The organism is uncultured Sphingomonas sp., from assembly GCF_964021865.1.
Classification (GTDB): Bacteria; Pseudomonadota; Alphaproteobacteria; order Sphingomonadales; family Sphingomonadaceae; genus Sphingomonas.
This window is the reverse complement of sequence record NZ_CAXIAM010000012.1, coordinates 1-22,909: the sequence shown is the minus strand read 5'-3', so window position 1 is coordinate 22,909 and position 22,909 is coordinate 1. Positions and strand designations below refer to the sequence as shown.

General features: G+C 67.6%; 21 protein-coding genes. 10 read left to right on the top strand and 11 right to left on the bottom strand.

All coding sequences use genetic code 11. The features are described 5' to 3' along the window. Positions 1-72 precede the first annotated feature (72 nt). Positions 73-513 carry a MarR family transcriptional regulator gene (locus tag AADI75_RS05050; RefSeq protein WP_341207957.1) on the bottom strand — a complete coding sequence of 147 codons (441 nt, stop codon included), beginning with the start codon at positions 511-513 and terminating at the stop codon, positions 73-75. A 110-nt stretch (positions 514-623) separates the two neighbouring features. Here AADI75_RS05050 and AADI75_RS05045 point away from each other — a divergent pair, with 110 nt between their 5' ends. Then, complete coding sequence (locus AADI75_RS05045) at positions 624-1,049, top strand: organic hydroperoxide resistance protein (protein ID WP_341207956.1); 426 nt, start codon at positions 624-626, stop codon at positions 1,047-1,049. A 13-nt stretch (positions 1,050-1,062) separates the two neighbouring features. After that, positions 1,063-1,563 carry a lactoylglutathione lyase gene (gloA, locus tag AADI75_RS05040; RefSeq protein ID WP_341207955.1) on the top strand — a complete coding sequence of 167 codons (501 nt, stop codon included), beginning with the start codon at positions 1,063-1,065 and terminating at the stop codon, positions 1,561-1,563. Positions 1,564-1,595: 32 nt separating this feature from the next. Here gloA and AADI75_RS05035 read toward each other — a convergent pair whose 3' ends face one another. After that, the gene (locus tag AADI75_RS05035) at positions 1,596-4,622 is read right to left on the bottom strand and encodes a TonB-dependent receptor (protein WP_341207954.1); all 3,027 of its coding nucleotides are present in this window, start codon (positions 4,620-4,622) and stop codon (positions 1,596-1,598) included. Between the two features lie 230 nt (positions 4,623-4,852). Here AADI75_RS05035 and AADI75_RS05030 point away from each other — a divergent pair, with 230 nt between their 5' ends. After that, complete coding sequence (locus tag AADI75_RS05030; protein WP_341207993.1) at positions 4,853-5,344, top strand: gluconokinase; 492 nt, start codon at positions 4,853-4,855, stop codon at positions 5,342-5,344. Positions 5,345-5,490: 146 nt separating this feature from the next. Here the strand turns inward: AADI75_RS05030 and AADI75_RS05025 are convergent, their stop codons facing one another. Then, positions 5,491-6,168: an FCD domain-containing protein gene (locus tag AADI75_RS05025; RefSeq protein ID WP_341207953.1), complete on the bottom strand. Its 678-nt coding sequence runs from the start codon at positions 6,166-6,168 to the stop codon at positions 5,491-5,493. A 207-nt stretch (positions 6,169-6,375) separates the two neighbouring features. On the opposite strand from AADI75_RS05025, the gene AADI75_RS05020 reads away from it, so the two are divergent. Together AADI75_RS05020 and AADI75_RS05015 are read left to right on the top strand one after the other, a co-directional pair. Next, positions 6,376-6,630, top strand: a complete 255-nt coding sequence (locus AADI75_RS05020; RefSeq protein WP_341207952.1) for a LuxR C-terminal-related transcriptional regulator — start codon at positions 6,376-6,378, stop codon at positions 6,628-6,630. Positions 6,631-6,812: 182 nt separating this feature from the next. Continuing rightward, positions 6,813-9,818: a glycosyl hydrolase family 28-related protein gene (locus tag AADI75_RS05015; protein WP_341207951.1), complete on the top strand. Its 3,006-nt coding sequence runs from the start codon at positions 6,813-6,815 to the stop codon at positions 9,816-9,818. 24 nt (positions 9,819-9,842) lie between these two features. Here the strand turns inward: AADI75_RS05015 and AADI75_RS05010 are convergent, their stop codons facing one another. Both AADI75_RS05010 and AADI75_RS05005 read right to left on the bottom strand, forming a co-directional pair. Next, positions 9,843-10,472, bottom strand: coding sequence for a phosphatase PAP2 family protein (locus AADI75_RS05010; RefSeq protein WP_341207950.1), 630 nt, complete (start codon positions 10,470-10,472; stop codon positions 9,843-9,845). Positions 10,473-10,528: 56 nt separating this feature from the next. Next, positions 10,529-11,293 carry a hypothetical protein gene (locus tag AADI75_RS05005; protein WP_341207949.1) on the bottom strand — a complete coding sequence of 255 codons (765 nt, stop codon included), beginning with the start codon at positions 11,291-11,293 and terminating at the stop codon, positions 10,529-10,531. 47 nt (positions 11,294-11,340) lie between these two features. Here AADI75_RS05005 and AADI75_RS05000 point away from each other — a divergent pair, with 47 nt between their 5' ends. From AADI75_RS05000 to AADI75_RS04990, 3 genes are all read left to right on the top strand, one after another. Beyond that, positions 11,341-12,021, top strand: a complete 681-nt coding sequence (locus AADI75_RS05000; RefSeq protein WP_341207948.1) for a tRNA (guanine(46)-N(7))-methyltransferase TrmB — start codon at positions 11,341-11,343, stop codon at positions 12,019-12,021. A gap of 90 nt (positions 12,022-12,111) precedes the next feature. Further along, positions 12,112-12,717: a PEPxxWA-CTERM sorting domain-containing protein gene (locus AADI75_RS04995; RefSeq protein ID WP_341207947.1), complete on the top strand. Its 606-nt coding sequence runs from the start codon at positions 12,112-12,114 to the stop codon at positions 12,715-12,717. Between the two features lie 130 nt (positions 12,718-12,847). After that, complete coding sequence (locus AADI75_RS04990) at positions 12,848-13,054, top strand: hypothetical protein (protein WP_341207946.1); 207 nt, start codon at positions 12,848-12,850, stop codon at positions 13,052-13,054. A gap of 15 nt (positions 13,055-13,069) precedes the next feature. Here the strand turns inward: AADI75_RS04990 and AADI75_RS04985 are convergent, their stop codons facing one another. The 3 genes from AADI75_RS04985 to AADI75_RS04975 are packed head-to-tail and all read right to left on the bottom strand — an operon-like array spanning position 13,070 to position 16,256. Then, on the bottom strand, positions 13,070-13,531 hold the full coding sequence (locus tag AADI75_RS04985) for a DUF3429 domain-containing protein (protein ID WP_341207945.1): 462 nt from the start codon (positions 13,529-13,531) through the stop codon (positions 13,070-13,072). Between the two features lie 3 nt (positions 13,532-13,534). After that, positions 13,535-14,158: a YbhB/YbcL family Raf kinase inhibitor-like protein gene (locus tag AADI75_RS04980; RefSeq protein ID WP_341207944.1), complete on the bottom strand. Its 624-nt coding sequence runs from the start codon at positions 14,156-14,158 to the stop codon at positions 13,535-13,537. Between the two features lie 13 nt (positions 14,159-14,171). Then, positions 14,172-16,256 carry a catalase gene (locus AADI75_RS04975; RefSeq protein ID WP_341207943.1) on the bottom strand — a complete coding sequence of 695 codons (2,085 nt, stop codon included), beginning with the start codon at positions 16,254-16,256 and terminating at the stop codon, positions 14,172-14,174. Between the two features lie 151 nt (positions 16,257-16,407). On the opposite strand from AADI75_RS04975, the gene AADI75_RS04970 reads away from it, so the two are divergent. Next, complete coding sequence (locus AADI75_RS04970; RefSeq protein WP_341207942.1) at positions 16,408-17,751, top strand: methyl-accepting chemotaxis protein; 1,344 nt, start codon at positions 16,408-16,410, stop codon at positions 17,749-17,751. A 4-nt stretch (positions 17,752-17,755) separates the two neighbouring features. Here AADI75_RS04970 and AADI75_RS04965 read toward each other — a convergent pair whose 3' ends face one another. Further along, entirely contained in the window at positions 17,756-19,864 is a 2,109-nt protein-coding gene (locus AADI75_RS04965; RefSeq protein WP_341207941.1) for an ATP-binding protein, read from the bottom strand. Between the two features lie 255 nt (positions 19,865-20,119). On the opposite strand from AADI75_RS04965, the gene AADI75_RS04960 reads away from it, so the two are divergent. Next, entirely contained in the window at positions 20,120-21,499 is a 1,380-nt protein-coding gene (locus tag AADI75_RS04960; RefSeq protein WP_341207940.1) for a DEAD/DEAH box helicase, read from the top strand. 281 nt (positions 21,500-21,780) lie between these two features. Here the strand turns inward: AADI75_RS04960 and ruvA are convergent, their stop codons facing one another. Both ruvA and AADI75_RS04950 read right to left on the bottom strand, forming a co-directional pair. Beyond that, entirely contained in the window at positions 21,781-22,380 is a 600-nt protein-coding gene (ruvA, locus tag AADI75_RS04955; protein ID WP_341207939.1) for a Holliday junction branch migration protein RuvA, read from the bottom strand. Between the two features lie 176 nt (positions 22,381-22,556). Next, positions 22,557-22,909: methionine adenosyltransferase domain-containing protein (locus AADI75_RS04950; protein ID WP_341207938.1), on the bottom strand; the 353-nt coding region annotated here is incomplete at its 5' end.

Sequence of the window (22,909 nt, the reverse complement as noted above, 5' to 3'; positions counted from 1 at the left end):
AGCGTCTGTCGCAACCCCGTCCCGCCAAACCGCCGAAAGTGTGTCACTTTGTCGCGATCGGGACCGGTTCGTTCAGCTTTGGGGATCCGCGGCCAGCGCGCTGCGCAGCGCGGCGATCTGCTGGTTGAGGCTGGCGAGTTGGTCGAGCGACATGCCGCTACGCGCGACCAGTTCCTCGGCGAGGCATCCGCATTGCTGCCGCAGCGCGCGCCCGCTGTCGGTCAGCAGCACGCGTACCTGTCGTTCGTCGTCCGGGTTGCGCTGGCGCGCGACATGCCCCGCCGCCTCCAGCCGTTTGACCAACGGCGTCACCGTGCTCGATTCGAGCGCCAGTCGCTCCGCGATCGCGCCGATCGTCCGCGCGTCCTGTTCCCACAGCGCGTGCAGCACGAGATATTGTGGATAGGTGATCCCGATCGCGTCGAGCAGCGGCTTGTACGCGCGTCCGACGGCCATGCTTGCGGAGTAGAGTGAGAAGCAGAGCTGCTCATCTAGGGGACGGGCGTCAGCCATGTCAGACACGTAGCAGCCTTTTCCTTATCGCGATAATCTTTTTGGTGGACAAGTGTGTCGCTCAATCTTTATATACTGCGATACTGATTATCGAGATAAGGATCATCGCCATGTCCGTCGACGTCAAATACGCCACCACTGCCTCCGCCACCGGTGGTCGCGACGGCCGCGCGCGCAGCGAGGACGGCCGCTTCGAGGTCGCGCTCTCGACGCCGAAGGAGCTGGGTGGCGCCGGTGGTGAGGGGAGCAACCCCGAACAATTGTTCGCCGCCGGCTACTCGGCGTGTTTCATCGGCGCGCTCAAGGTCGCCGGGCAGCAGCTCAAGGTGAAGGTGCCCGCCGAAACCACGGTCACCGCAACCGTCGGGATCGGCCCGCGTTCGGCTGGCGGGTTCGGCATCACCGCCGACCTCGTCGTCGATCTGCCCGGCGTGGACAGGGATCAGGCGCAGCAGCTGGTCGACACCGCGCACCAGATCTGCCCCTATTCCAACGCCACGCGCGGCAACCTCGAGGTCGGCCTGACGCTCGCCTGATCCGGAGAAAACCATGTCCCGCACCCCCGGCACCGAAGGGTTCGCGCTCAACCAGACGATGCTCCGCATCCGCGATCCGGAGCTGTCGCTGGCCTTCTACCGCGATGTGCTGGGCATGGCCCTGCTCCAAAAGCTCGACTTCCCCGACATGCGCTTCTCGCTCTACTTCCTCGCCTATCTGGGCGAGGGCGAGACGGTGCCCGACGATCCGGCCGAACGCGCGCGCTTCATCTTCACGCGCGAGACGACGCTGGAGCTGACCCACAATTGGGGAACCGAGAGCGACCCGGCGTTCGCGGGCTATCACAGCGGCAACGACGATCCGCGCGGCTTCGGCCATATCGGCATTTCGGTGCCCGACGTGGCGGCGGCCTGCGCGCGGTTCGAGGAACTGGGCGTGCCGTTCAGGAAGCGCCCGCAGGACGGCACGATGAAGGACATCGCCTTCATCACCGATCCCGACGGCTATTGGATCGAGATCCTGTCGCCGTCGGGGATGGCTGGCTTTCTCTAGGACGGGTCGCATCCCCTTCGCCGTTCGGGCGATCAGAACCGCCCGCGCACTCCCACGCGGAAGAACCGCCCGAGCGTGTCGTACAGCGCCGGATTGACGTCCAATCCGGTATTGGTCTGCGGCGACGGTTCGGGATCGCGGTCGAATAGGTTGTCGACCTTGACGAACATGCTGACCTGCGGGGTGACGTTCACCGTCGCGCCGATGTCGAAGTAGAAAGCACCCTTCATCCGGTTGAAATCGATCGTCGGGTGGTCGTTGGTCGATTCCGGGCAACTGCCTGCCGAACAGACGACATATTGGTTGCCGTACACGCCGTCGCTGAACCAGCGCTCCTGCAGCAGCAGGCTGAAAGTGTCGTTCTGATAGGTCTGGATCGCCAGCCACTTCCAGCTCGGCGTCGCCCCCGAATTGGCGCCCGCCGAATCGACCGGCGCGACCGGCTTGCCGTTCGAGTTGAGCCCGGAGTCGGTGATATAGTCGATCACATGCGTACCCAGCCCGCGCAGCGTCAGGCTGCCCGGCAGCCCGAGCGGCCGGCGCCACTGGTAGCTCGCCTCGATATCGAAGCCGCGCGTCTTGATCGAGGCGAGGTTGAACGCCTGCACGTTGACGAAATTCGGCCCGGCGGTGTTCTGCAGGTTGAACGCGCTGCACGTGTCGGCATTGCCCTCGCGGCACAGGTTGACGATCTGCTGCGCCGACAGCGACGAGACGACGTCGTCGATCCTGATATCGTAATAGTCGAACGACAAGCTCAGCCCCGGCAGCCATGACGGCTGCGCGAGCACCGCGCCCAGTTCGGTGCTGCGCGCGATTTCGGGGCGCAGCGCGGTGTTGCCGATCGTGTTCTGGATGATCAGCACCTGCGTGTTGTTGAACGGATCGGTGAAGTTCGGGACGGTGGTGGTGGTCGGCGCGGCGAACAGCTCCGACAAATTGGGCGCGCGCACGTCGCGCGAGGTGACCGCGCGCAGGCGGAACCCGCTGAGCGGCGTCTCCCACGTCCCGCCGATCTTCCACGCATAGACGACGCCCGACGTCGAATAGCGCGTCGCGCGCCCCGCACCGTTCAGGTTCGCGCGCCCCACGGCGGGCGAGTCGATCAGCGGCAGGTTGAGTTCGAGGAAGCTCTCGACGACGTTATATTTGCCCGAGCCGTTCTTGTAATTGCCCGCATACCAGTTGTTCCCGGTGGCGAGCAGCGACGGATCGGCCGGATAGGCGGCGTTGTTCGGGCTCAGGTCGGACACGCCTGCGCCGTAGGCGTCCGCGCGGACGCGGTACGCCTCCTGCCGCCACTCGATCCCCGCCGCGATCGCCAGCGGCCCGGCCCACAGGTCGACCGGTGTGCCCGAGATGCTCGCCGCCGCCGCGTCCTGCGTCTGGCGCGTATGCTGGAATGGCCCGTTGTCGGGGACGATGTACGACAGCGCTGCGGCGGACGGCTTGTTGTTGCCGAAGATGTTGATCGGCTGGCACCCGCTGGCGCGCGCCGCGGCATCGGCGCAGACGATCTCGCCGTTCAGCCGCACCGCATTCACCGCCTGCGTGTAGCGGCCGTTGAGGCTGATATTGTCGACGTCGATGTCGGTGACGTTGATGCCGTGCTCGTAATACAGATCGTAGGTCCAGCTGTCGCCGAGGATCTCCGCCTTGCCCTTCAGCCCGCCGACGAAGCGATATTGCCGGCGATCGGTGTTGACCTTGATGTTCGGCAGGATCGCGTTGCTGAGACCATAGCGGAATTGCGTGATCCCCGCGGTCGCGCACTGCGCCTGGATCGTGGCGGGCAGGTACGGGTTGGCGCACTGGACGATGACATTGTCCTTGGCCGCGCCCGGGTTCGGCTGGTTGCTGGTCTTCACCTGCGCGATGTTCGCGGTCAGGTACAATTCGGTGTCGGGCGCGACGTCATAGCCGATCCGCGTATAGCCGTTGATCCGCTCCAGCGCCGATTGCAGCGACGTGCCCGAGCCGACATGCCCGGACTGGTCGCCGCCGACGCAGAAGCCGACGTAGCAGCCGATCACGTCGCCATTGGCGTTCTTGGCCGGCACCCCGTTCGACCCATAATTGAACGCGAACGGCCGCCCGTCGCCATCGAACGCGATCCCCTGCAACGGCCCGTTGTTGATGAGGCCCCATTTCGTATATTTGAACGCCTGCCCGTGATCGCGGACCAGGAATTGCGGGTTGGTGCTGTTGCGGATGTTGGTGTCGACGAAGGTCGTCGCGCGATACCAATCGCGCCCGCTCGCCAGATCCTCGCCGAAATTGCCCGGCCCGACGCCCTGATCCTTGGCATACTCGCCGCTGACGACGACATGCAGCCGGTCGCCCGCGAAGCTCTTGCCCAGTGCTGCCTGCACCAAAGCCTGCCCGCCGTCGCCATAGGTGGAAACACCGGTCTGCGCGTTGAACTTCGCGCCCTGGAAACGCGTGTCGGTGATGAAGTTGATGACGCCGCCGACCGCGTCCGAGCCATAGGAGGCCGAAGCGCCGCCGGTCACGACGTCGACGCGCTTGATCAGCAGTTGCGGGAACTGGCTGATGTCGGGCACGCCGGTCACGTTCGCGCCGACCACGCGCTGCCCGTCGAGCAATGTCAGCGTGCGGATCGTCCCCAGCCCGCGCAGCGAGAAGGAACTGAGCCCCTGTTGCCCGCTCGACGTGCTGAACGTGCCGGTCGCCGCGCCGGTCGAGCCTTGCAGCGACGGCAATTGTGCAATCGTGTTGAAGATGTTCGGCTGCGCATTCGCCTGGATCTGCGCCTCGCCGATCACCGTCGTCGGGGTCGGGGCGTTGAAGCCGCTCGCGGTAATGCGCGTGCCGGTGACGACGATGTCGGAGGCGGTGGCGGGGGTCGCGTCCTGCTCGGCCGGCGCGTTCGGCGTGACGAGTTGGTCGGGGGTGGCCGGCGCGGCACTGCGCGTTGAGTCCGGGAGGTCGCTCGCCTGCTGCTGCGCAACCGCCGGGCTCGCCAGCAGCATCAAGGCCAGCGCCGCGACACTGGTAGCGGTATCATATCGCGGCGAACGCCGACGTGCCTCGACCATATCTCCATCCCCTAAATGGCGGCGCGCCTCCGCCGCTGCGGGCACGCGATTGTGTGATGCAGGTCATACAAGAGGGGGCGGGCACGGGCATCTACGACCAAGGTCGCGCGCCGCGCCGACAAAGGTCGTAATGGTCAGACAGCGACCGCGCGGCCGATAGCGCGGGCGGTGCGGCGGGAGGAACGATAGTGGCAGGCGGAATGGACGGCGAGCCGCTGGCGGTGGTGGTGATGGGGGTCAGCGGGACGGGCAAGTCGACGCTCGGCCGCTTGCTCGCTGATCGCTGGCAAGCGCCGTTCCTTGAAGGCGACACGTTCCATTCGGCGGCGAACGTCGCGAAGATGGAGGCGGGCGCGCCGCTGACCGACGCGGATCGCTGGCCGTGGCTCGACCGGCTCGGCGCGGCCTTGGGCGAGGCGGCGCGCGCCGGGGGCGTGGCGGTGGCGGCCTGCTCCGCGCTGCGCCACGCCTATCGCGCGCGGCTGGAGGCGGCCGCGGGGCTGCCGCTGCACTTCGCGTTCCTCGACACCGATCGCGGCGAGATCGCCCGCCGCATGGGCGCGCGCACCGGCCATTACATGCCGCCTAGCCTGCTCGACAGCCAGCTCGCGACGCTCGAACCGCCCCATGCCGACGAATGCGCGCTCCGCCTCGACGCCGGCCACGCGCCCGAGGCGCTGTGCCGCCAGGTGCAGGCGTGGGTCGAGAAGCGGCAGGCGTAGCCCTTTCCGTCGTCCCGGGCTCGACCCTTGCTTGTCATTCCCGCGAAGGCGGGAATCCAGAACCTCTGACGTTGCGGCTCCATCGCCAGACCTGCGCGTCTGGATTCCCGCATGCGCGGGAATGACGGAGGGAGGCGAAAGAAACCCTATGGCATCAACCGCTTGCGCCCCTGCGACAGATGCCACCGCATCGCCAGCGCCGCGCCATCGGCGTCGCGGGTGCGGATCGCGTCGACGATCGCGTCATGCTCCTCCATCATCGCCCCTATCACCTGCGGCGGGCGCGATCGCGAGATGTCGACCCCCGCGCGCAGGATTTGCATGACGCTGTCGCGCAGATGGTCGAACACCGGCGTGAATGCGGCATTGCCGGTCGCCGCGACGATCGCCAGGTGCAACGCCCAATCCTCGTCATGCGCCGGCGCGTTCGAGAACAATGCCGCGCGCAACGCCTCCAGCGCCGACTCGATCGCGTCGAGCTGCGCCTGCGACCGCCGCAGCGCCGCCAGCCGTGCCGCCTCCGCCTCCAGCACGAACCGCACCTCATAGGTGCCGAGCGTCGCCGCCAGCGCGTCGAGCGGCAGATGCGTCCCCAGCCGCTCCGATGGCCGCCGCTTGACGTAACTCCCCGCGCCGCGCCGCGCCTCGGTGATGCCGTCGGAGGCCAGCCGCGCCAACGCCTCGCGGACGATCGTGCGCGACATGCCGAACGTCTCGGCCAGCCGCGCCTCGGACGGCAGACGCTCGCCGGTCGTCAGCCCCTCGTCGTTGATGATCCGCACGATGGCGGCATAGGCGCGGTCGGCCAGTCGTCCCTCGCTCACCGGCGCTCCCCTCCCGTGCGATGTCCGCCGAACGTAGCGAACGGCCGCCAGCGTGGCGAGAGGCTGTGCGGCCTGTCCGACAACTTCACTGCGCAATCTATCGCATGTTACTTGAAAAGCGCTAACATCGCGGCGCATAGTGCACAAAGCTGTCCAACCGAATCCGCTCGAAAGCGCGACGGGACGGCGATGTTACGGGAGGAAGGAATGGAAGCCATCGCTCAGGAGATGCCCGCGCCGATCAGCGGCGCGATGCTGGCGCAACTCACCCCGACGCAGCTCAAGGTGATGCGCGGCGTCCATTCCGGGCTGCTCAACAAACAGATCGCCTATGACCTCGGCATCGCCGAGGCGACCGTGAAGGCGCACATGACTGCGCTGATGCGCAAGCTGAACGTCCGCAACCGCACGCAGGTCGCGATCGCCGCCCAGGCGCTCAGCAGCGACACCAGCTACGCCTGACGCCAGCAAAGCCCCTCCCCCTCGGGGGAGGGGTTGGGGGTGGGGGATGAGGCTCAGGCCCGCTCCTCGACCACCTCACTGGATTGGGGAGGGGCAAAGAAGCCCACCTACGACCATCGTCGCGCATGAAGCATCCGTCTGGTACCGCTAGCAAAAGTGCGAAAACAGACGGGAGACGGGCGATGCGGGCAGGATGGCGGATCGGGGCGGCATTGGCGGCGGTGCTCGCCACTCCGGCACTCGCGGCAACCGGCATCAAACCGGGCGTATCGGTCTACCAGACCATGCCCGACGATCCGCGCGCGATCGTCCTCAAGGCCGGCGGTGACGGCCGCGCCGACGACAGCGTCGCGCTGCAACAGGCGATCGACGCCGCCGCGGCGGGCGGGCACGGCGGCGTCGTCTTCGTCCCTTCGGGCACCTATCGGATCTCGCGCACGATCTTCGTCCGTTCGGCGGTGCGGCTGTTCGGCGTCGGCAAGACCCGGCCGCAGATCGTCCTCGGCGACAACACCGCCGGCTTCGGCAGCGGCGTCGCGGCGATGGTCGCCTTCACCGGCGAGGACCAGTATCGCGTCGGCAAGGCGCCGGTTCCGCCGCGCACCAGCGTACCGTTCGATCCTGCGATCTTCGACGCCACCTCCAGCACCTTCTATTCCGCGCTGTCGAACATCGATTTTCGGATCGGCGACGGCAATGCCGGCGCGGTCGCGGTGCGCTTCCGCGTCGCGCAGCACGGTTATCTGCGCCACGTCGACTTCCACATCGGGTCGGGGCTGGCGGGCGTCTATCAGGCGGGCAACGAATTCGAGGACCTGCGCTTCTTCGGCGGCCGCTACGGCATCATGTCGGAAAAGACCTCGCCGGCGTGGCAGTTCACGCTGATCGACAGCGAGTTCGCCGGGCAGCGCGACGCCGCGATCCGCGAGCATGAGGTCGACCTCACCTTGGTCAACGTCGCGATCCGCGACACGCCGGTCGGGATCGAGATCGACCGCGGCTATTCGGATTCGCTGTGGGGCAAGCAGGTCCGCTTTGAGAAGGTGTCGCAGGCCGCGGTGGTGATCTCGGAGGAGAACAGCGTCTTCACGCAGATCGGCTTCGACGATGCGGTCGCGATCGACACGCCGACCTTCGCGCGCTTCCGCGACTCGGGGAGGACGATTGCGGGGAAGGGCGCGCGCTACCGGGTCGCCGACTTCTCGCACGGGCTGAAGCTCGCCGGGCTCGGCACGATCGGCGAAACCGCGACCGCCGTCTCGGTGACCCCGCTGGCGCGCGCGCCGAAGCGTCCCGCCAACGCGATCCGCGCGCTTCCCCCGGTCCGCGAATGGGCGAACGCGCACGATCTCGGCGTCAAGGGCGACGACGCGACCGACGACACCGCCGCGTTGCAGCGCGCGATCGACACCCATCGCGTCGTCTACCTGCCCCTTGGCCGCTACCGCGTCACCGACACGATCCGCTTGCGTCCCGACACCGTCCTGATCGCGCTCCATCCCAGCCTGACGCACGTCTATCTGCCCGACGAGACCCCCGGCTTCATCGGCGTCGGCGGCGCGAAGGCGATGATCGAGAGCGCGAAGGGCGGCAATGCGATCGTCCACGGCCTCGGGCTGTGGACCGGTGCGATCAACCGCCGCGCCACCGCCTTGCTGTGGAAGGCCGGCGCGGCGTCGGAGGTCAACGACGTCAAGATCCAGGGCGGCGGCGGGACGGTGCTGACCAAGGGCAGCCCGATCAACCAGAACGACCCCCGCGCGCGGCCCGATGGCCAGTACCCCAGCATCATGGTCACCGATGGCGGCGGCGGGACCTTCTCGGCGATCTGGTCGCCCAACACGCTCGCGTCGGCGGGTTTTCACGTTTCTGACACCAGCACGCCCGGACACGTCTATCAGCTATCGGCAGAGCATCATTATCGTGCCGAGATCGTGCTGGAGCGGGTTAAAAACTGGGAGTTTCTGGCACCGCAGACCGAACAGGAGGTACGCGACGGCGTCAACGCGGTCTCGACCGAGTTCCACGACTCGAGCGATATCCTGTTCGCCAACTATCACGGCTATCGCGTCACGCGGACGATCAAGCCGATGGACGCCGCGGTCAAGCTGTTCAATTCGGGCAATATCCGCTTCCGCAACGTTCATGTGAACGCCGAAAGCGGCTTTGCGAGCTGCGATGCCAAGGGCTGCGGCACCTATCTGCGCGCCAGCAAATTTCCTTTTGAAAACAGCATCAAGGACATGACCCGCCATCAGGAGGTCCGCGAACGCGAATTCGCCCGGCTCGACGTCCCCGGAGCCATCACTAGTGCAGCGATTCCAGTAACTTCCGGCGTGACCAAAGTCGCGGACGGCTTCTATTCCATCTCCGGCGGGGCGGTGGACGCGAACGGCAAGCTGTACTTCGTCGACCGCTTTTTCCAGCGGATTCACGGCTTTACGCCGGCGGAGGGGCTGACGACCGTCTCCGACGCGCCGCTCGATCCGGTCAACCTCGCCGTCGACCGCTCCGGCCGCCTGCTGGTGCAATCCTCCGCCGGCCGCGACGGCAGCGTCTACAGCATCGACCCCGCAAGGCCCGACGACATCCGCCCGATCGAGCCGACCGCCGTGCGCTCAGGCGATAAGGCGACGACGCTACTGCCGGTAAATGTCTGGGCGAACGGCGAATTCGCAGATCGTATCGATCCGTCGACCTATGAGTATCCCCCGATCGCCTCGTTCTTCACAAGCAAATTGGGCGAGGTGAAGCCGCAGGAATATCGCTCGCCCGACAGATCGCTGGCGCTGCCGGCGTTCCGCGTCTGGAACCAGGGGCCGGACGATCATCTCGGCTGGCGCTGGTCCGACACGCTTGATTCCTATGGCTTTGTCGGGGCGGTGCCCGGCAGCCGGGTTACGCTGACCAATGCCTCCGAAAACCTCACCTACAGCGGGCTGGTCGGTGCGGGCGGACAAGTGACCGACCTCAAGGTCGTTGCCCCACGCGGCGGCGAAAGCGTCGCGCGCGACGCGGCGGGCAATCTGTACGTCGCCAACGGGCAGGTGTTTGTCTACGCCCCTGACGGTTCGCTGACCCGTCGCATCGACGTCCCCGAACGCCCGCTGCAACTGCTGCTCGGCGGCGCGGACCGGCGCACGCTCTACATCCTCGCGCATCACGCTTTGTACGCGATGCCATTGTAACGGCGTCCTTAAGCTGTCGATCGGTCAGCTCGGATGCGCCTCGACCTCGGCTTCCGCCTTCACATCGCGGCGGGTTTCGGCGAAGCGCTCGCCGGCCGCGATTGCCCAGCCGGCGACGCGCTCGGCCAGCCAGCCGATCACCGCGCCGGCCACGACGTCGCTGCCATAATGTGCGCCGCGCGCGACCTGCGCTACGCCGGCGGAGCCCGCTGCCAGCCGTGCGACCCCGCCGATCCCCGGCGCTTCGTGCGCCACCGATTGCGCCACCGCCACCGCGCCGGCGGTGTGTCCCGACGGAAAGGCGTTGAAATCGGTGTCATCGGTGCCATGCCCCTTGCGCGGTACCGCGTCGGTGCCCGGAACGTTGGGACGCGCACGGTCGACCCCGGCCTTCAACACCGTTTTCAGGCCCGTCGCCAGCAAATGGCTCGCGACCATCCGCGCGCCGCTGCGCGCCAGCGCCGGGCGACGCAGCACCGCACCGATCGCCAACGTGCCGAGTCCAAGCGCGAGCAACGGCGGCTCATCGGTGGCTTTCGCAATGGGCGACAGCGCCCGCATCGCCCCCGCCGCCGCCAGCGCGCGCAGCGGCGCGGTGGCGTCATGCTCGCGTTCGGCGGCGGCGCGCAGCGCCTTTTTCTTCTTCTTGCCCATATCGGCTCCGCTTCGATGTCCGCCTGCCAACGACCCGCGCGCGCTTTCGGTCCCGCTCAGGACGCGGCGGTATAGGCGACGAACGGCTCCGCGAGCAGCATCCGCCCGTCGCGCCACACCTGCACCCCGCCGCCGCCCTTCGCTGGATCGACCGACGCCAGCACGCGATAGACATAACCGCCGTTCGCGAATTGATAGATGCGCCGTCCGCCGCGTTCCTCGATCAACCGCCCGCCGGTGATCGTCAGCGAGGCGCGCGTGTCGCGCCCGCCCCACGGCTGCTCGATCGCGGGCAGATCGGTATCGTAATTGTAGCTGCGATAGACGAACCCGTCGCGCTCGCTGCGCGTCAACTGGATCGAGCGTTTCGCGGTCACTCCCAGCACGCGCGTCTGCGGCGCGAAGCGGCACGACGTCGTTTCGCGACCGTACGTCACCGCGGTGACGGTCGGCGTCGTAGCGCCGGGTTCGACCATGCCGGGATTGATCGCGTGGATGTTGCCCATCGTCCGCCCGGCGGCGTTGGTGAGCGGATAATAGATCTGCCCCATGCCCGGATCGCCAGCGCCGACGCGCACCTGCACCTGATAGCGGACGAGGCCGGGCTTCAACAGGCTGGTCAGCGTCGCGCCGCGCTGCGCATCGGGGGCGGACAGCACCAGCACGCGGTCGCGATCGGTCGAGTCGCAGACGAACACCGCCGGCGTCCAGCCGCCGTCGCCGTTCAGCATCGAGATCGATGTCTGACTCGACAGTTGCGACCATGCCGGCACCGCCGCCGCCACGGCAACCAGCGCCACTCCGCTCCACCACGCACGCATCGCTTCCTCCGTTTCGTTTCGCGCGCCCGTGCGGTAGGCGCGCCTGCATGAACGATCCCACAACGATCCGCCGCCTGTATGGCCGGCGTCAGGGCCATGCGTTGCGCGCCGGGCAGGCGGCATTGGTCGAGGAACTGCTGCCGCGCATCGCGGTGCCCAGCGACGGCGCGCTCGATGCGGTGCAGTTGTTCGGCGACGATCGCCCGTTGCAGGTCGAGATCGGCTTCGGCGCGGGCGAACATCTCGCCGGGCAGGCGGCGACCGCGCCCGGCACCGGCTTCATCGGCTGCGAGCCGTTCCTCAACGGCGTGGTCGGCGCGCTCGGCCATGTCCGCGACGGCGCGCTCGACAATGTCCGCATCCACATGGGCGATGCGCTGGAGGTGATCGAACGCCTTCCCGACGCGTCGCTGGAGCGCGTCTATCTGCTCCACCCCGATCCGTGGCCCAAGGCGCGCCACGCCAAGCGCCGGATGATGAACCACGGCCCGCTCGACCTGATCGCCGCCAAGCTGAAGCCGGGCGCGGAGTTCCGACTCGGCACCGACGACCCCACCTATTGCCGCTGGTCGATGATGGTGATGAACCAGCGCTGCGACTTCGTCTGGCAGGCGCAGGGGCCGCGGGACTTCCTCGACCGCCCCGAAGATTGGCCGGAAACCCGGTACGAGCGCAAGGCGCGCCGCCAAGGGCATGAGGTCTGGTATTTTCGTTACACGCGCATATGATCCCCTCGGCAGTATCGTTAACGATCTGTTAACGATTTGCTGTAAGACGCCGTTAAAGGTCGGCCCCTGCCGGCCAGACAGGGGAGTGACATGAAGAAGCACATTTTGGGCAGCCTCGCGCTGATCGGCGCGTTCCTTACCGTTCCTGCCTCTGCGACGGTGTCGGTGGGTGATCAGGTGACCTGCGGCGGGGTCGATCTGGAATGCTCGACCAACGACGCGGTTGTCGGCAGCGGCGGCGAATTCGGCATCGGATACGACGTCTACGGCACGACGCTGAACGCGGATTTTTCGGCCGGGCTGTTGACGATCAGCTTCAACAACAACTTGAATCTGCCCGACGGCGCGGCGCTGGCGGGGACATACTCGCTGTCCTTCTCCAACGTCACCGACCCGTTCACCTATGCCGAGCTGGGCGACGTGAACAAGGTCGTCAACTTCGATGCGGACTTCAATGAGTTCGCCTTTGATCCCAACAACATCAGCTTCGACGGCGGTTTCGTCACCATCAATCTGTCGAACACCTATTTTGCGCCTAGCAGCTCGCTGCAGGTCCGGTTCGATCGCGGCACCACCCCGCCGACCGATGCGGTGCCCGAGCCTGCGACCTGGGCGATGATGATCCTCGGCTTCGGCCTCGTCGGCGCGGCGATCCGTCGTCGTAAGACCGCGACGATCCAGCCGCTGTTCGCCTGAGATCGATCCGGCGGCACGGGCCTTGGCGTCCGTGCCGCCTTGTCAATCCCTGTCCGGCGCCTGTCCTGTTTGTAACGGGACAACGCCTTCCGAACGCCTATCTTCGCTCCATCGATCAAGGAGAGAAGAAATGCGTTCCGTTCTCATCGCTGCCATTGCTGCCACGGTGCTCGCCGCCTCGCCCGCCTCGGCCAAGGGCTGTCTGCGCGGCGCCGCGGCCGGCGGTCTTGCCGGGCATATGGTCGGCAAGGGACATGGCGTGATGGGCGCCGCCGCCGGCTGCGTGGTCGCGCACCATCATTATGCCAAGAAGGCTGCCGCCGCGCGCAAGCATTGAGACAGACGGCGGGGGTCAACCCCGCCCAACGGCCAGCGCCAGCGCCAGCGTCAGCCCGCCGAGCCCGCTCGACAGCGTCAGCCGCAACTGTCGCCACGCCGGCACGCCGCGCAACAATGGGCCGATCTCGCGATCGCCCAGCGGGCTGGCGAGCAGCGCGAGCGCCAGCGCCATCAACGCGGCCGTGGGTGGCGCGACTCCGCCGATCACGGCGAGCAGCGCTGCCCAGCCGATCAGGCTCGGTGCGACCGCCAGCAGATACGGCCACCAGCGCTCGTCGCTGCGCAGTAGCGCCTGCATCCACCACATCCCGCCAAGAAACGACAGGATCAGCGCGGCATAGCCGCCGCCAACCACGCCGGCCGCCATCCGTGCTTCGGGTTCGGCCAGTGCAATCGCCACGCACGCCATTTGTGGCAACAGCCCCGCGACACCCAGCACCGCCGGTGGTGTGCGGACCTGCGGCAGCGGGGTCATCGCTCAGGCGACTTGCGTCGATGCCGATGCCGGACCGACCGGTGCTTCCTCGCCGCGCGAATAGGTGCCGACGAGCATCCCAGCTGCGATCACGTGTCCGCGGATCGCGTCGAGCAGCGCGCTGCGCCCCGGATTGACATCGACCGCCGCGGCGCTCTCGAGCGCGAAAAGCTGGAAGACATAATCGTGGCTGCCATGTCCGGTCGGCGGGTCGGGCGGCAACCAGCCCTCCTGTGCATAGCTGTTGCGCCCCACATCCGATCCGTTGTCCGCGCCGCGGCCATCGGGCGCGATCGCGCCTTCGGGGAGCGATCCGTCCTCGGGCGGCAGGTTCCACACCACCGCATGGACCAGAGGATTGGGGGTAGGGGCGTCGGGATCCTCGACCAGCAACGCCAGCGCGGCGGTATTCGCCGGCACGCCGCGCCACGTCAGCGGCGGGGACACCCCCTCGCCATCGGCGGTGAACCGCTCCGGCAGCCGCCCGCCATCGGCGAACGCGAGGCTGGAAAGTTCCAGCCGCGCGTCGCCGGTGACGATGCCGTCCTGCACGATCGCCAGCTTGGCATGGCCAGCGCGGACGTTGTGCATCAGGCTGCCCAGCCAGTGCGGGACGTGTTCGAGCATGATCCGTGCTCCTTCAGGCCAGCGTGCGGACGTTGGGCTCGCGGTCCCAGTAACGCTGCTTGGCCGCATCGACGAACGCTTCGAGGTCGGTCACGCCGGCATCGGGCTCCACCCCGGCCTTGTCGAGCAACGGCTTTGCGGCATCGTTATGTCCGATCGCCTTGAGGTGCCCGAAGGCATCCATGACCCATTGTACCGCCGCGCCCTCCTTGACGAGCTTGGCGCATGCTTCCGCGGACAGGATCACCGCACAGGCGTCAACCGTCACCGAGGGCTGGCCGAACAATTGCGCGTCAGCGGCCACCTTGGTGCCGTCAGACAGCGGCACCGCACCGACCTTGGGCGCGATCGTCAACGGGTTGCCGCCCGCCGCCTTGATCGCTGCGATCGTCGACTCGAAATCCTCGCGATCGGTGCCGTCGGCGAACAAGATGCCGACCGTGCGCCCCTCCAGCGTATGCTTCTCCAGCGGCCCGCGCACGATCCGCAGCGCCGGCGACGGATCCATGTCGAGCACCGGGGCGCTGGTCGGCGACGCCTCGGGCAGATCGATCGCCAGCCCGTCTGCGACGCGCTGTGCCAGTTCCTCATCGACGTTGCGCAGATTGGCGAGTTGCGCGACGCGGATATGCGCGATCGACACCTTGCTCAGCTCGAACACGAACGCCGAGGCGATATGCGCCTGTTCGGCCGGGTCCATCGAGCGCCAGAACAGCCGTGCCTGCGAATAATGGTCGGCGAACGTCTCGGCACGGATACGCAGCTTCTGGCCGCTTTCCTCGGCGGGGAAGCTCTTGAAGCCGTTCGGATCCTCGCGCGGCCCGCCGACCTCTCCTGCCAAATGAAGACTGTTCGGCTCGTAATTGGCGCGACCCTTGGGCACCTGCATCTGCATATGCCCATCGCGCTGCATGTTCAGGAACGGGCAGCCGGCCGCATCGGCGCGGCCCTTGGCCTGGTTGATCGGCAGCTGGTGCCAGTTGGTCGAGCCCAGTCGCTTGATCTGCGTGTCCTGATAGCTGAACAGGCGGCCTTGCAGCAGAGGATCGTTCGAATGGTCGATCCCGGGCACCATGTGGCTGGGGCAGAAGGCGACCTGCTCGGTTTCGGCGAAAAAGTTATCCGGATAGCGGTCGAGCACCATCTTGCCGACGATGCGGACCGGCAGCACTTCCTCGGGAATGATCTTGGTCGCGTCGAGGACGTCATAGGGCTGGCTGTTCGCGAACTCTTCGTCGAACAATTGCACGCCCAGATCCCACTCCGGATAGTCGCCGCGGTTGATCCGCTCGAACAGGTCGCGGCGCTGGAAATCGGGGTCGGCACCGGCGATCTTGACCGTCTCGTCCCAGATCGTCGAGGCGAGCCCCGCGCGCGGCTTCCAGTGGAATTTGACGAAGGTGCTTTTGCCTTCGGCGTTGACGAAGCGGAAGGTGTGGATCCCGAACCCCTCCATCGTCGCGAAGCTGCGCGGCAGCGTGCGGTCCGACATCGCCCACATGATCATATGGGTCGCCTCGGGCATCAACGAGATGAAATCCCAGAAGGTGTCGTGCGCGGTCGCGGCCTGCGGATAGCCGCGGTCCGCCTCCATCTTGGCGGCATGGATCAGGTCGGGGAACTTCATCGCGTCCTGGATGAAGAACACCGGGATGTTATTGCCGACGAGGTCCCAATTGCCCTCGCGGGTGTAGAATTTCACCGCGAAGCCGCGCACGTCGCGCGGCGTGTCGACCGATCCGGCGCCGCCAGCGACCGTCGAAAAGCGTGCGAACACCTCGGTCCGCTGTCCCTTCTTCTGGAACAGGTCGGCGCGCGTGATGTCGGCCAGGCTGTCGGTGCACTCGAAATAGCCGTGCGCCGCCGAGCCGCGCGCATGAACGATCCGCTCCGGGATGCGCTCATGGTCGAAATGGTTCATCTTCTCGCGATAGACTTCGTCCTCCAGCAGCACCGGGCCGCGCGGACCGACTTTCAGCTGGTTCTGGTTGTCCGAGACCGGCGTACCGTGGTTGGTGGTCAGCACCGGATGATCGGCGTCGGTCGTCTGGTGCGTCTCGCCACCGTTGCCGGCCGGGCGGGTTTTGATGTCGGTCATGGACGATCCTCATTACTCCCGCGCGCAAGGACGCGCAGGTGTCTTGGATCAAAGAGACGGCGCGCGCTGCGGTTCCGTGCGACGAAGGGTTTCATCGCACTGTCACACGCGGGAAAGGCGGCTTTTACCAAAGGCGGATAACCGTGTCGTCATGACATCAGCCCTCCGCCTGCTGCCGCCGCTGACGCCCGCGCCTGTCGCCGAGGTGGGCGATGATGTGGTCGAAGGGCGATGGGCCACCGATTTCAGCGTGTTGAAGGATGATGCCGCGCTGCTCGATGCGGTCACGCTGTTGCGCGCCGCGCCGCGTCTGCGGATGATCGCGATCGTCGATTCGCACGATCGACCGCACGGCGCCCTGTTTGAGCGCGACATACGCTCGTTGTTGTTCAGCCCGTTCGGCCATGCCTTGCTCAGCAATCGCGGCCTGCCGATGGGCGTGGCGGGCAAGTTGCGCGCGTGTCCGACGATCGAGATCGGCGCGCCCGCGGTCGCTGCCCTCGCCGCGTGGCGGGCGGCGGACGCAGCGGAGGGACTGATCCTGACCCGCGGCGGGCGATTCGCCGGTATCGTCGATCAGCCCAGCCTGTTGCGGATCGCGGCCGAACGAGCCGGGCGCACGCATCTGGCCGAACGCCGTCGTGCCTTGCGGATCGAGGAGGCGGCACAGCGCTTCCGCGGCGACGCGCGCGATCTGGCGCGGGGGCTTGGCGAGGTGTCGCAGGCGGTCGGCACCGCCTCGCGCCGCATCGCCGAACGGGCGCAAACCATCGACGCGCGCGTCGGTGACGTTGCCACCGCGGCGGGCGGCGCGGCGGTCAATCTGCAACGGATCGCCACGCGCGCACAGGATTTCGCTGGCGCGCTGGACGCGGTCGAACAGCACATGCGCGCGGCGGAGGCGGCGACGCAGCGCGCAGTGACCCGCACGCATTCGGGCGCCGAGCAGATCCGTGCGCTCAGCGACGCCGCCGAGGCGATCGCCACCGTCAGCGAGTTGATCGACACGATCGCGCAGCAGACCGGGATGCTGGCGCTCAATGCCGCGATCGAATGCGCGCGCGCGGGGGATGCCGGGCGCGGGTTCACCGCGGTGGCTGGCGAGGTCAAGTCGCTGGCGACGCAGACCCGGGCCGCGGCGGGCGGCATCGCCGATCATGTCGCGCGCATCCGGACCGCGATCGGCGCGGTGTCGGATGGCCATGCCGGGATCGTGCGCGCGGTGGATGCGATCGAGGGACTGTCCGCCAGCGTGATCGCCGCGGTGCGCGAACAGGGGGTCGCCGGGCGCGCGATCGGCGAGAACGTCGGTCAGGCCAGCGTCGCGGCGATGCAGATCGATACGGGGGTGGGCGACGTGCTCGCCCGCGCGCGCGAGGCCGGCGACGATGCGAGTGCGATGCGCGCGCTGGCCGAGCGGCTCGCCGCCATCGCCGCCACGGCAGACGCGGGCGTCACCGCCTTCCTGGCCGATCTAGAGGAGCCGTTGGGCTAATCCCTCACGCTTCGGCCAGCAGCGCTCGGACCTTCGCGGCCAACCCCTCCATCGTGAACGGCTTGGTGAGCAAGGCGACATGCGGGTCGAGCTGCCCGCTGCCGATCACCGCATTTTCGGCATAGCCGGTGATGAACAGGACGCTTAGCGCCGGGAAGCGTGCCAGCGCGGCATCGGCGACCTGCCGCCCGTTCATCTGCCCAGGCAGCCCGACGTCAGTGACCAGCAGGTCGGGCTTGATGCCGCTGTCGAGCATCCGCAGCGCCCCCGCGCCGTCGCCCGCCTCCAGCACGGTATAGCCCAAGCTGTCGAGCACCTCGATCACCAGCATCCGTACCGTCGGCTCGTCGTCGACGACCAGCACCGTGGGCATCCCGTCAACCTGCTGCGCCTGATCGAGCGGTAGCGTCGCCTCGTGCTCGTCGTCGACGCTGCCGTGATGGCGCGGCAGATAGATGCACACGGTCGTGCCGTCGCCCGGCTCGCTGTAGATCCGCACCTGCCCGCCCGACTGGCGCGCGAAGCCGTAGATCATCGACAGCCCCAGCCCGGTGCCCTCGCCCATCGGCTTGGTGGTGTAGAACGGATCGAAGGCGCGCGCCTGCACCTCGGGGGTCATGCCGGTGCCGGTGTCGCTGACGCACAGCGAGAGATACTGCCCCGGCGGTAGATCGCGCGGTCGGGCGGCGCGCTCGTCGAGCCATTTGTTGGCGGTCTCGATCGTCACGCGGCCGCCATCGGGCATCGCATCGCGCGCATTGATGCACAGGTTGAGCAGCGCGTTCTCGAGCTGGTTGGGATCGACCAGCGTGTTCCACAACCCGGCCGCCCCCACCACTTCCAGCGTGATCGCGGGGCCCAGCGTGCGGTGGATCAGCTCCTGCATTCCGGCGACCAACCGGTTGACGTCGGTCGGGCGCGGGTCGAGCGTCTGGCGGCGCGAGAAGGCGAGCAGCCGATGCGTCAGCGCCGCCGCCCGCCGAGCCGCGCCTTGCGCCGCCGCGACATAGCGGTCGAGCTCGCCGATCCGCCCCTGCGCGACGCGGACCTGCATCATTTCCAGCGCGCCCGAAATGCCGGTCAGCAGATTGTTGAAATCATGGGCCAGCCCGCCGGTCAGCTGCCCGACTGCCTCCATCTTGTGTGCCTGACGCAGCTGTGCCTCGGCGGCCATCAGCGCGGCGGTGCGCGTCTCGACCTCCTGCTCCAGTCGTTCGTTGAGCGTTGCCAATTCCTGTTCGGCGCGGCGACGCTCGACCGCGTCGCGGGTGCGCTCCGCCACCTCGCGGACCAGTGCGAGTTCGTCCTCCGTCCATTCGCGCGGCTGGGCGTGGTTGAGATACAGCAGCGCGACGAATCCGCCCTGTTCGGTGACCGGCATGTTGATGAACGACATCGCCGACAGTTCGCGAAGCCCCTCGGCCGTGTCGCGGGTGCGGTCGTCCTCGCGCACGTCGGCGATCGCGACGGTCACGCCGCGCTTCAGGTCCTCGATATAGCTGCCGTAATCGCGAAAGTGCAGCACCGCGGGCAACGCGCTGATCCCCGCGGCACAATAAGCGCGTTCGGTGGTGATCGTCTCGGCCACCGGGTCGACGGTGCCATAGCCCGCGCGGCTGACGTCGAGGGCCATGCCCAGCACGCGCGCCGCCGCCAGCGCCAGATCACCCGCGTCGCCCGGATCGCGCAATCGGTCGCCCAGCTCGACCAGCGCCGCCAGCCGCAGTTCCGCGCGTTTGCGCGCGTCGATGTCGAAGCTGATCCCCGGCAAATGTGTGACGCGTCCGTCGGCATCACGCTCGACGCGCCCCTGCGCGGCAACCCAGCGCCAGCGGCCACCGGGGCCGGCGACGCGATATTCTTCCTCGAAGGGAACGCCCTCGTCGATGCTGCGCGCAATTGCCGCCTTCACCCGCGGCAGGTCCTGCGGCGCGATGCCATCGAAAAACTCGGCGATCGGCGCCCCCGCCGCTGCGGTATCCGGCGCCACACCGTATAAGGTGGCGAAACCGGCGTCCGAGGTGACGCGATCGGCGATAATGTCCCAATCCCAGCGACCCAGCGGTGGTGAATCGGGCGCATGACGCAAGGTGGCGGCGGGTTGGTCGGTCATGGCGGGGTTGCGAACGCGATACGTTCGCAACGGTTGCGGCATCAACTCGCGAAAGGTCTGACCTTGACTTCGGTAAGCGCATTCGCCATGTGACCCAGCATCGAGGCGTTGGCAGCGTGATCGGACCAGTTGGTCCCGGCTCCGCCTCGGTCGTTTTTCACGGGCTTCCCAAGTCACGCGGGGTGTCAATCTTCCCCGCCACTCGTGTGCCTGTTCGGGCGTGCGGGTAGCGCCTGTATTTAGGACCGTACTTCCATGTCTTTCGCCACTCTCGGCCTTGCCGAGCCGCTCGTCCGTGCGCTCGAAGCCAAGGGCTATACCGAACCCACCCCGATCCAGCGCGACTCGATCCCGCAATTGCTGGAAGGCCGCGACCTGCTCGGGATCGCGCAGACCGGCACCGGCAAGACCGCTGCGTTCGTCTTGCCGTCGATCCAGCGCCTGACCGCGGGTAAGAAGGTGCTGCCGACGCATTGCCGGATGCTCGTCCTCGCTCCGACGCGCGAGCTGGCCAGCCAGATCGCCGACTCGGCGCGTGCCTACGGGCAGTTCTCCAAGATGTCGGTCGCGACCGTGTTCGGCGGCACCAGCATCAACAAGAACCGCAACGATGTGGCGCGCGGCGTCGACATTCTCGTCGCCACGCCGGGCCGGCTGATCGATTGCGTCGAGCAGGGCTATATCAACCTCTCGATGATCGAGATCCTGGTGCTCGACGAGGCCGACCAGATGCTCGACCTTGGGTTCATCCACGCGCTCAAGAAGATCGTGCGGATGGTCCCGCGCAAGCGTCAGACCCTGTTCTTTTCCGCGACGATGCCGACCGCGATCCGCGATCTGGCGTCGCAATTCCTCAACGATCCGGCGACGGTATCGATCAAGCCCGCGTCGACCACCGCCGAGCGCGTCGACCAGTCGGTGATCTTCTGCAACCAGTCGGAAAAGCAGGCGCTGCTGACGATCCTGCTGCGCGACATGCCCGTCGACCGCGCATTGGTATTCACGCGCACCAAGCACGGCGCGGACCGCGTCGTGAAGCTGCTGGCGGGCAACGGCGTCGCCGCCAACGCGATTCACGGCAACAAGAGCCAGCCGCAGCGCGAGCGCGCGCTGGCGGCGTTCAAGTCTGGCGAGGTGCCGATCCTGGTGGCGACCGACATCGCCGCGCGCGGGATCGACGTCTCGGGCGTCAGCCACGTCTTCAACTTCGAGCTGCCGAACGTCGCCGAGCAGTACGTCCACCGTATCGGGCGTACCGCCCGCGCGGGGCGCAGCGGCGAGGCGATCGCCTTCTGCGCGGACGATGAGCGTCCGTACCTTAAGGACATCGAGAAGGTCACGCGGCAGAAAATTCCGGTCAGCGAGCTGCCCGAAGATTTCCTCAAGCAGGCCGAGCAGTTGAAGGCGCAGCGCGTCAAGACGATCGGTGCCGATCCCGCCCCGCGCGAGGATCGCCCACGCGGCCAGCGCGGCCCGGCGCGTCCGAAGGCCAGCCACGCCCCGCGCGCGACGCCGGGTTCGGCGCAGGGCGGCCGCAACTACGCGAACGCCAGCGCCGGCGGCGGGGGTGCTCGCCGCAGCCGTGGCGGCCGCGGCCGTGGTCGCGGTGGCAGCGGCGCATCGGCCGGCGCGTAAGCTTCGTCGTCCCGGGCTCGCCCCGGGGTGACCGCTGGATCAGCCGGGTTGAACGCTGAACCGTTCGCGCTGAGCCTGTCGAAGTGCGTGTCCCGTGCGGTCCGCCTGGCTCACGTGCTTCGACAAGCTTAGCACGAACGGAGAGCGAAAGCGGGGTGGCGCTCCCCGTCACCGTTATTCCCGCGCAGGCGGGCATCCAGAAGCTCCGACGTCAGTCGCTTCCACAAAGCCCCGCGCGTCTGTATCCCCGCCGCTGCGGGGATGACGGCCGCAGCGAAGCGCTATGACTTCGCCGCCTTGCGCAATGCCAGGCGCACCAGCGCATCCAGCGACGCCCCATCGCCCAGATCTTCCTCCGCCGCCGCGACCGCGCTCGCCGCTTCTGCCGGCCGGAACCCAAGGTTGAGCAGCGCCGACACCGCGTCCGACGCGGCACCGACCGGCACCACCTGCGCCGCGGCCGCCGGGCCCAGCGCTACCCCGCCGACCTTATCCTTCAGCTCGCGGACGATCCGCTCGGCCAGCTTGGGCCCGACGCCGTTGGCGCGCGCCACCGTCGCCTTGTCCTGCGCCATCACCGCACGGCTGATATCGGCGGGCTCCAGCGCCGACAGGATCGCCAGCGCCACCCGCGCGCCCACCCCCTGCACCCCGGTCAGCAACCGGAACCAGTCGCGCTCGGCCGCGCTCGCGAAACCGACCAGCCGGATGAAGTCCTCGGCGACCAGCATGTCGGTGAACAGCGTGGCGGCCTCGCCGACCGGCCCGATCGTGGCGAGCGTGCGCGCCGACGCGCCGACCAGATAGCCAACCCCGTGAACGTCGATCACCGCATGGTCGGTGCCGGTCGAAGTCAGGATGCCCTTGAGATGCGCGATCATGGGGAAGCGCGGTAGAACAAAGCGGGGGCTGCGTCACGCGGGGTGTGTGTCACTCCCTAACGTCATTGCGAGCGCAGCAAAGCAATCCAAGGCCGGATCAGGACGCCCCGGACCGCGTCGCTGCGCTCGCAGTGACGTAAAAGGGAGCGGTCCGGTCGAACCGCTCCCAATTTCAATCAGGCGACCGCCTGCTTCAGCGCGTCGACCAGATCGGTCTTTTCCCAGGTGAACAGGTCGCCCTCGGCCTCGCGGCCGAAATGGCCATAGGCCGCGGTCCGGGAATAGATCGGCTTGTTGAGCGCCAGATGCTCGCGGATGCCCTTGGGGGTCAGGCGGACGAGCTGCGGGAGCGCCGCCTCCAGCTTTGCCTCTTCGACGGTCCCGGTGCCGTGCAGGTCGACATAGACCGACAGCGGCTCGGCAATGCCGATCGCATACGACAGCTGGATCGTGCAACGCCGGGCCAGCCCGGCCGCGACGACGTTCTTGGCCAGATAGCGCGCGACATAGGCGGCCGAACGGTCGACCT